The organism is Synechococcus sp. H55.11 (assembly GCF_047462475.1).
Taxonomy (GTDB): Bacteria; Cyanobacteriota; Cyanobacteriia; order Thermostichales; family Thermostichaceae; genus Thermostichus.
Genome location: NZ_JANSJI010000111.1, coordinates 1 through 6,532, shown reverse-complemented (window position 1 = coordinate 6,532; position 6,532 = coordinate 1). Strand labels below are relative to the sequence as shown.

At 61.9% G+C, this 6,532-nt stretch carries 8 protein-coding genes; 3 read left to right on the top strand and 5 right to left on the bottom strand.

Annotation, left to right across the window (positions count from 1 at the left end; translation table 11 throughout):
* Nucleotides 1-17: 17 nt before the first annotated feature.
* The 5 genes from NW853_RS04980 to NW853_RS04960 all read right to left on the bottom strand — a co-directional run bounded on the left by NW853_RS04980 (nucleotide 18) and on the right by NW853_RS04960 (nucleotide 4,626).
* A complete protein-coding gene (locus NW853_RS04980) occupies nucleotides 18-758 on the bottom strand; it encodes a DUF1995 family protein (protein ID WP_414335814.1) in 741 nt (246 codons plus the stop codon).
* Nucleotides 759-805: 47 nt separating this feature from the next.
* Nucleotides 806-1,270, bottom strand: coding sequence for a GUN4 domain-containing protein (locus tag NW853_RS04975; protein ID WP_414348126.1), 465 nt, complete (start codon nucleotides 1,268-1,270; stop codon nucleotides 806-808).
* 50 nt (nucleotides 1,271-1,320) lie between these two features.
* Complete coding sequence (locus tag NW853_RS04970) at nucleotides 1,321-1,872, bottom strand: hypothetical protein (protein WP_414348124.1); 552 nt, start codon at nucleotides 1,870-1,872, stop codon at nucleotides 1,321-1,323.
* A 238-nt stretch (nucleotides 1,873-2,110) separates the two neighbouring features.
* Nucleotides 2,111-4,165 (bottom strand): bifunctional metallophosphatase/5'-nucleotidase, encoded by a 2,055-nt coding sequence (locus NW853_RS04965; RefSeq protein WP_414335819.1) that lies wholly within the window; start codon nucleotides 4,163-4,165, stop codon nucleotides 2,111-2,113.
* Between the two features lie 107 nt (nucleotides 4,166-4,272).
* A complete protein-coding gene (locus tag NW853_RS04960; protein ID WP_414335821.1) occupies nucleotides 4,273-4,626 on the bottom strand; it encodes an MGMT family protein in 354 nt (117 codons plus the stop codon).
* A gap of 62 nt (nucleotides 4,627-4,688) precedes the next feature.
* On the opposite strand from NW853_RS04960, the gene NW853_RS04955 reads away from it, so the two are divergent.
* From NW853_RS04955 to ndk, 3 genes are all read left to right on the top strand, one after another.
* Nucleotides 4,689-5,201, top strand: a complete 513-nt coding sequence (locus tag NW853_RS04955) for a hypothetical protein (protein WP_414348121.1) — start codon at nucleotides 4,689-4,691, stop codon at nucleotides 5,199-5,201.
* Nucleotides 5,202-5,273: 72 nt separating this feature from the next.
* The gene (locus tag NW853_RS04950) at nucleotides 5,274-5,933 is read left to right on the top strand and encodes a HupE/UreJ family protein (protein ID WP_414348119.1); all 660 of its coding nucleotides are present in this window, start codon (nucleotides 5,274-5,276) and stop codon (nucleotides 5,931-5,933) included.
* A 74-nt stretch (nucleotides 5,934-6,007) separates the two neighbouring features.
* Nucleotides 6,008-6,457 carry a nucleoside-diphosphate kinase gene (gene ndk / locus NW853_RS04945; RefSeq protein ID WP_414335826.1) on the top strand — a complete coding sequence of 150 codons (450 nt, stop codon included), beginning with the start codon at nucleotides 6,008-6,010 and terminating at the stop codon, nucleotides 6,455-6,457.
* Nucleotides 6,458-6,532: the final 75 nt, after the last annotated feature.

The window sequence follows — 6,532 nt, the reverse complement described above, 5'->3', positions numbered from 1 at the left end:
TTGAAGCTGCGGGTCGATCAGGGGATCCCGCCCAGCCAGCGCCGCCAGCTCCACCAGGGATCCCCTCTCCTGGTGGCCCTAAACAGCTCGGCCACTTCTTCGCCGCTGGGTCGAGCCCTAAAGGTCTGGAGGACGCTGTAGAGGCCGGGCTCTTCCTGCTGCCACAGGCTCCAGGGATCCGGGTAGGCGCGAAACAGGGCTCCTTCCAGCAGCGAGCGCAGGTAGTAACTGGTCTCAAAGGTGCTCAGGAAGCGTTGCCGCAGCCGGCGCCCAGCCAGCCCCACCCCCACTGCGGCGGCATCCTGAAGTTGTGGGTTGAGGAGAACGACGGGCTTGGGATCCCGGCCTTTGGCAGCCAGCCCAGAAGGATCGCCGCCGCTCACCACCTGGCAGACCCGCTCCACCTGATCCAGGCTGTAGACTGCTGGCATTACAAACAGGACGCTCTGGTCTGGTGTAGGCTGCGTGCGTGCGGTCAGGCTTTGCAGTTGCATCCCGTCGGGAAGGGATCCCCACTCCCGCTGGGCCAGGGCTGCTCCGCCGGCATCGCTGAACAACACCAAAGCCGGTGGCGGCAGCAGCTCCAAGAACGGACGGGCTAAGACTTCCGGCTTGATGTCGGGGGCGAGGATCTCGATGAGCAGGCGGCGATACCCCGCCTGGATAGCCAGGCGTGTGGCCTGGATGGCCTGCTCGCAGGCTTGGGCCAGATCGCCGGGCAGGTGGGGAAACTGAGTCAGTTGCAGTTGTTCAGCCACAGTCTCATCCCATCAGATCCATCAGATAACAAGATTGCAACAGACGCTCAGCCGGACAAGTCTTCCCAAGCCCTGTGGGTGAGCAGTTCTTCCAGAACCCGCACCCCCCGCAGTTGGTTGGAAAGGGGCAGGTGACCTTTGGGGGCAGACAGATCCCAGGTGAACTCGTCGGGGTAGCGGGTCCAGTGGTAGCCTTGTTTCCAGCCAATCAGCGGCCAGAGGCGCTCCCAGTTGCGATTCACCCCCAGCCAGAGCTGCCGCTGCACCGAGTAGCCGAAGCGATCCCCGGAGGCCGCCCGCCACAGGCGATCGATGGTGCGCAGATCCTCTGCCGGGATCCGGCTCACTTCGGAAAAGTACAGCCAGCCCCGCCGCGCCGCCCCCTCTCCCGCTGCCCGGCACAGCAATTGCAGGCTCAGCCGATCCGCTTCCAACCAGGCTCCCGCCGCTAACAACTCCTGGAGAGGCCGATAGTCAATGTCCAGGGCTGAAATCAGAGGGACTGTCACCATTGCCGTTGCAAAAGGTTTCTTTCGAATTCTAGTCCCTGTTGGCGGCCCACTCAGGGTTCAGGAGGATACTTGGGCGGATCCCCAAAGACGATGCGATAGCCAAGATAGGCCACCCCTAGCAACCCCGCCAGGATCCACAAGAAGGCTGAGAAGGGCATGTAGGAAAAAAAGACAACATAGACCCGGCGGCTGAGCCAAGAAAAAATGAGATAGACTGCCGCCAAGAGGCCGATCCCTTGCAAGGTGCGGAAAGCCGGCACCCGCGAGAGCGGCATGCGCTGCCGTGCCACCCAGATGGAGCTAAGGAAATAGTAGGGAGGCACCAGCAGCAGAAACATATCCGCCTGCTTCACCACCGCCTGCCAGCCAGCCGTGTTGGTGGCATAGGCCAAGTAACCGGCCCAGAGGACAAGGCTCACCGCTGCCAAGCCGATGTTCAAGCTGAGCAAAAAAGGCTCTTCCCACTGCCCCGGGATCCAGTGGCAGAGAACCCAAACCAACCAAGGAGCCGCAAAGAGCAGGATGGCAATCGTCAAGCCGTTGGCGTTGAGCTGGGTGAAAAACGTTTCCAGGGTCATAATGGCGAAGGGAGGGAAAGTCAATTTCGCTCGATAGTAGCGTAGTTCCAATCCTTGACCAAAATCCGTCAACACTGCCCAAAAAACAACGGTCTCAGGGATCAAGTTTTCCGGACAACCCAAAAGGGATCCCTAAATTACCAGCGATCCTTTCTGATCCACTTGGCAACATCCCTTCCCAAAAGTCCAAGGTCTTGCTCCCGACAAACGCCAACCCCTCCCCCAGCAAGGAGAGGGGCGGCGGGCTCGGCAACAGCCCAGACTAGAGGCCTTGCAGCACCGTATCCTGGCGCACCGAGAGGTTCTGGATGCGGGTATCTTGCGCAGCCGGGGTATCCTCCTGGGTGAACACGCCGATCTGCCGCAAGTAGCGAGCCAGCGCATCCTGCTCGCTGCCGGGGGTGTCAAAAGTGATGCCGGAGCTGGGGGCCAAGTTCACCCGGTTGGGGTTAGACAGGCGCGGGAAGGGATAGTCATCCCCACCGTTGGCCAAGAAGTCCAGCGTCACCAGGCGGAAGGTACGGCGGGGATCCCCTTGCAACTGGCCGTTGCGCACCACCACATCCCGGCCCGTGGGTGTGTCCACCCGCAAAGAGATCACGCGGGATCCCGGTGGTCGCGACGGATCAAAGCTGAAGGCAAAGCCGCCAATCTGCGGGAAGCGGCCCGGCGTGGCCCCTGGCTGGCTTTGCGCCACCCCGTGTTCTATCAATTGCTTCAGCTCCTCGGCGGTGACGGTCACCAGCGACAGGCCGTTGTTAAAGGCCAAGGCAGTTTCGATATCCAGTTGCGAAACTTGGCCTGACTGCTTGCCGGCATCGGGGTTGGCCAGCGGAGGGATCCGCCGCACCGGCTCGCCGCCGCCGCCGCCGGTGGTAGCCCCAATGGGAGCGCGAATGCCACCCCCGTTTTTCAGGGAGATAACCGTGGTGGCATCGACAGTTTTGGCGTAGGCCAAGTTGGCATCAGCCGTGAGGTTGCCCAGGTTGGTTTCCTCGGTGCGCACCTCGGCCCGCAGGCCGTTGAGGAATTGCGTAGTAGAGCCAAAGGTGCGGCCATCCTTGGTGCGGATGATGTTGCCGATCTCGTTGGCCACCCGCACCACGTCGGGGTTGGGAGTGCCGCGCACGGCTGCCACCCCTTGGTCGTCGGTGGCATAGGCGCCGCTTACCGGATCGATGCGGGCAATCACCCCATTGGCGTCGAAGCCGGCCACCAAGCGGCCCACGTAGCGGTAGTTGGCGCCGGTGTTGACCACCGCCACCGGCTGGCCACTGGCTGAGGTGCGCAGGATGGGGTAATCGCCCGTGCGCACATCTTCAGGGCGGAGGCGGTCGGTGGGCTTGGCAATAACACGGTGGGAGCCGCCGGCGATGATGACATCGACATCCCGCAGTTGGCTGGCCAGGGTTACCTCGTTTTGGAGCTGCTGCAGGTGGGCCAGGAGGATGATCTTGTTAATGCCCTGGCCGGTGAGCTGGTTAACGAAATTCTGGATGAGGGCAGCGTTCACCTGGTCGGTGTCGTCCACCCTGCCTTCCACCCTCACCTCAGGGCCGGGACTGGAAATGGCGGCCAAGCGGGTGGTGGTGGCACCCACCAAGCCAATCCGCTGTCCTCCCACCGTGATCACCGCCGTCTTGACGATCTTGCCGCGGATGGAGCTGGCCTCTTGGCCATCGGCAGCAAAGTCAGAGCTGGCCAGTTCGCCGGTGCCGCTGAAGCTGAGGTTGGCGCTCAAGTAGGGAAAGCGGGCGCCCGCGTAGCCGCGGCTGCTGTCGGGTCGGATCAGGTCGCGAATTTGGCGCGTGCCTTGGTCAAATTCATGGTTGCCAAAGGCAGACGCCTCAAAACCGATGGCGTTGATGATTTCAATGTCGGCTTTGCCAGGCGTGCGGTCATACCGACCTCGCAGGGAAGGATCCGTGCTGGCGTTGTAGAAGGGGCTGGGAATGTAGTTGTCGCCACTGGAGAGGATCACGGTGTTGGGAAATTGGGGGCGCAGCGCGTTGATCACCGCCGAGAAGCGGGGGGCATCCTGAACGGCGGCAATGGAAGCTTCCAAGTCGCTGGCGTGCAAAATCTGCAGCGTAAAGGCGGGCGGTTGACTGGAGAGGGTGACATTGGGATCCGAGGCGATAAACCCCGCTCCTCCGCCGGCTGGAGGAACTGAGCTACTGCTGGTACCGCAGGCGCTGGCCAGGCCCAGCACCAAACAGCACAGCCCAACCCACAGGGACTTGGCCAGAGGGTTCAGCCAAGCCGGAAGCCCTCCCTCGGCAGGGGCTAACCCTCGAGCGCGACAAGCTGATTTCATGACAGTTCCTTCACTCCATCCACGAGACAAGACGCATCCGCGTTCACGTTACCAGGGCTGGGCGGGAGGTTTCGCTATGGCTTGTTTAAGATTGGGTCAAGCTCAGGTTAAGCTTGCCGCGGATCCCAGCCAAACTGGTGCAAGTCCACCCGGCCCTCGGCGTCGAAGGGGATCCCTTCGGCTTGGAGTAAGACTTTTTGCAGGTCGTCGTAGCCGAGGCGAAAAGGGGAGTAGGAGATGCGCCCTTGGGCGTTGATCACCCGCTGCCAGGGGATGTCGGTTTTTTGGCCTTGCAGGCGAAACAGGGCATAGCCCACCTGGCGAGCATACCCCGGATAGCCGGCAAGCCGCGCCACCTGCCCATAGGTGGCCACTCGCCCCGGCGGGATCCGCCGCACAACTTCATAGAAGCGCTGGTAGAGGCTGATGGATTGGGCCTCGGTGGGGCAAGCCGGTGTCATAGGGATCCCTACCCAAACTCAGGAGACAATGGAGTTGGCTGATAACAAGCGCAGCTCTTCCTATGAGTTATCTCATTGCGGTACTGCCGGATCGCATGGCTGCCGAGGCGGCCTACAGCGCTCTGGAACAAGCCGGCTTCCCTCTGGAGCGATTGCACCTGCTGGGGCGAGGCTACAAAACGGCGGATGAATTTGGGCTCATCGATCCGGCCCAAGCAGCCCGCCGCCAGATGCAGCGCCTGGCCATTTGGCTGGTGCCCTTTGGCTTTTTGGCGGGAGTGGGGTTCAGCGTCCTCAGCGGCCTGGATACCTTTGCCTGGGCGGGATCCCTGGGCAACCACCTAATCGGCGGCCTGTTGGGTGCCCTGGGTGGGGCCATGGGCAGCTTTTTTGTCGGGGGAGGAGTGGGCCTGACCAGCGGCTCCGGCGATGCCCTGGCCTACCGCAACCGCCTCAACGCGGGCAAGTACGTGCTCATTGTGCAGGAAGAGAGCGAAACCCGTCTGCGGGAGGCGACGCGGATTTTGCGCCAATATGAACCGGAGAACCTACAAGGGTACAGCGAGCGCCTTTGAAGACTAGAAAAGAAATGGGTACAGCAAGCTTAGACCCCTTCGCATAGGTTCAATCGTGAGGGAGCAAAAAGCATGTCTTGGCAGTGGCAGCGACCTTTGGCCTTGCCTGCTCAAGTGGGCCGCGGCTGGGCCATCGGCCTGGGGGCGGGGATCGCCTGGCTGGCCTCTTGGCCGGCTCTTGCCCACCACGCTCTGGGCGGGAGATTGCCGGCCACAGGGTGGGAGGGGTTTTTGTCGGGCCTGGTCCATCCGGTGATCGGCCCGGATCACCTGGCCTTTGTGGTGGCCATTGGTCTCATTGCGGCGGGGCAGCCCTGGCGCTATGGGATCCCGCTGGGCTTTGTGCTGGCCGGTCTGGTGGGCACCGGGATCCACCTGGCCGGCTGGGATCCCCTGGGGCTGACGGAGTTGGCCATTGCCTGCTCCATAGTTCTCTTTGGCCTACTGCTGGTTCAATCGCGGCAGATCCCAAGTTGGCTCTTGCTGCTGTGGGGATCCCTGGCGGGGCTATTCCATGGCTATGCCTATGCCGAAGCTATCATCGGTGCCGAACCCATGCCCTGGCTGGGCTATCTGCTGGGGTTGAGCACCGTTCAATATGGGGTAGCGCTCCTTGCCCTCTGGGCGGCTGAAACCTGGGCAGAAAGGATCCCTGGCTTAATCCGCAGTGCCGGCTGGATGATTGCAATAGTGGGGGCTATATTCCTAACGTTGGCGGTGGTGAGCTCCTAGACACCCTTGCACTGGGGATCCCCAATCCGGTACAAGGATAACGGTGAAGATGAGTAACAACAAGGGGAGATCCCATGGAGCGCACCTTTATCGCCATTAAGCCAGACGGCGTGCAGCGGGGTCTGGTGGGCACCATCATCCAGCGCCTGGAAAGCCGGGGCTACCAATTGGTGGGCCTAAAGCTGGTGCAGGTAAGCCAAGAGCTGGCGGAAGCCCACTACGCTGAACACAAGGAGCGCCCCTTCTTCCCCGGTTTGGTGAAGTTCATCACCTCAGGGCCGGTGGTGGCCATGGTCTGGCAGGGCAAAGGGGTGATTGCTGCCGCTCGCAAGCTCATTGGCAAGACCAACCCTTTGGACGCCGAGCCGGGCACCATCCGCGGTGATTTTGGCATTGATATTGGCCGCAACCTCGTCCATGGCTCCGATGGCCCCGAGACCGCCCAACGGGAGATCGCCCTTTGGTTCCAGGAATCCGAGCTGGTAAGCTGGACGCCCGCCACCCAAAGCTGGATTTACGAGTAGGCATGGCCGGTGGCAGCAAAATGGCTCGTCGCGTCGATCCCTAGTTCTCTTCTCCCTTTGAACAGAGGCTAGAGA

Bases quoted from the DNA above. Each gene is read 5' to 3' on its own strand.
- NW853_RS04975 (WP_414348126.1), bottom strand. From the start codon at position 1,270: ATGGTGACAGTCCCTCTGATTTCAGCCCTGGACATTGACTATCGGCCT.
- NW853_RS04965 (WP_414335819.1), bottom strand. From the start codon at position 4,165: ATGAAATCAGCTTGTCGCGCTCGAGGGTTAGCCCCTGCCGAGGGAGGG.
- NW853_RS04960 (WP_414335821.1), bottom strand. From the start codon at position 4,626: ATGACACCGGCTTGCCCCACCGAGGCCCAATCCATCAGCCTCTACCAG.
- NW853_RS04955 (WP_414348121.1), top strand. From the start codon at position 4,689: ATGAGTTATCTCATTGCGGTACTGCCGGATCGCATGGCTGCCGAGGCG.
- NW853_RS04950 (WP_414348119.1), top strand. From the start codon at position 5,274: ATGTCTTGGCAGTGGCAGCGACCTTTGGCCTTGCCTGCTCAAGTGGGC.
- ndk (WP_414335826.1), top strand. From the start codon at position 6,008: ATGGAGCGCACCTTTATCGCCATTAAGCCAGACGGCGTGCAGCGGGGT.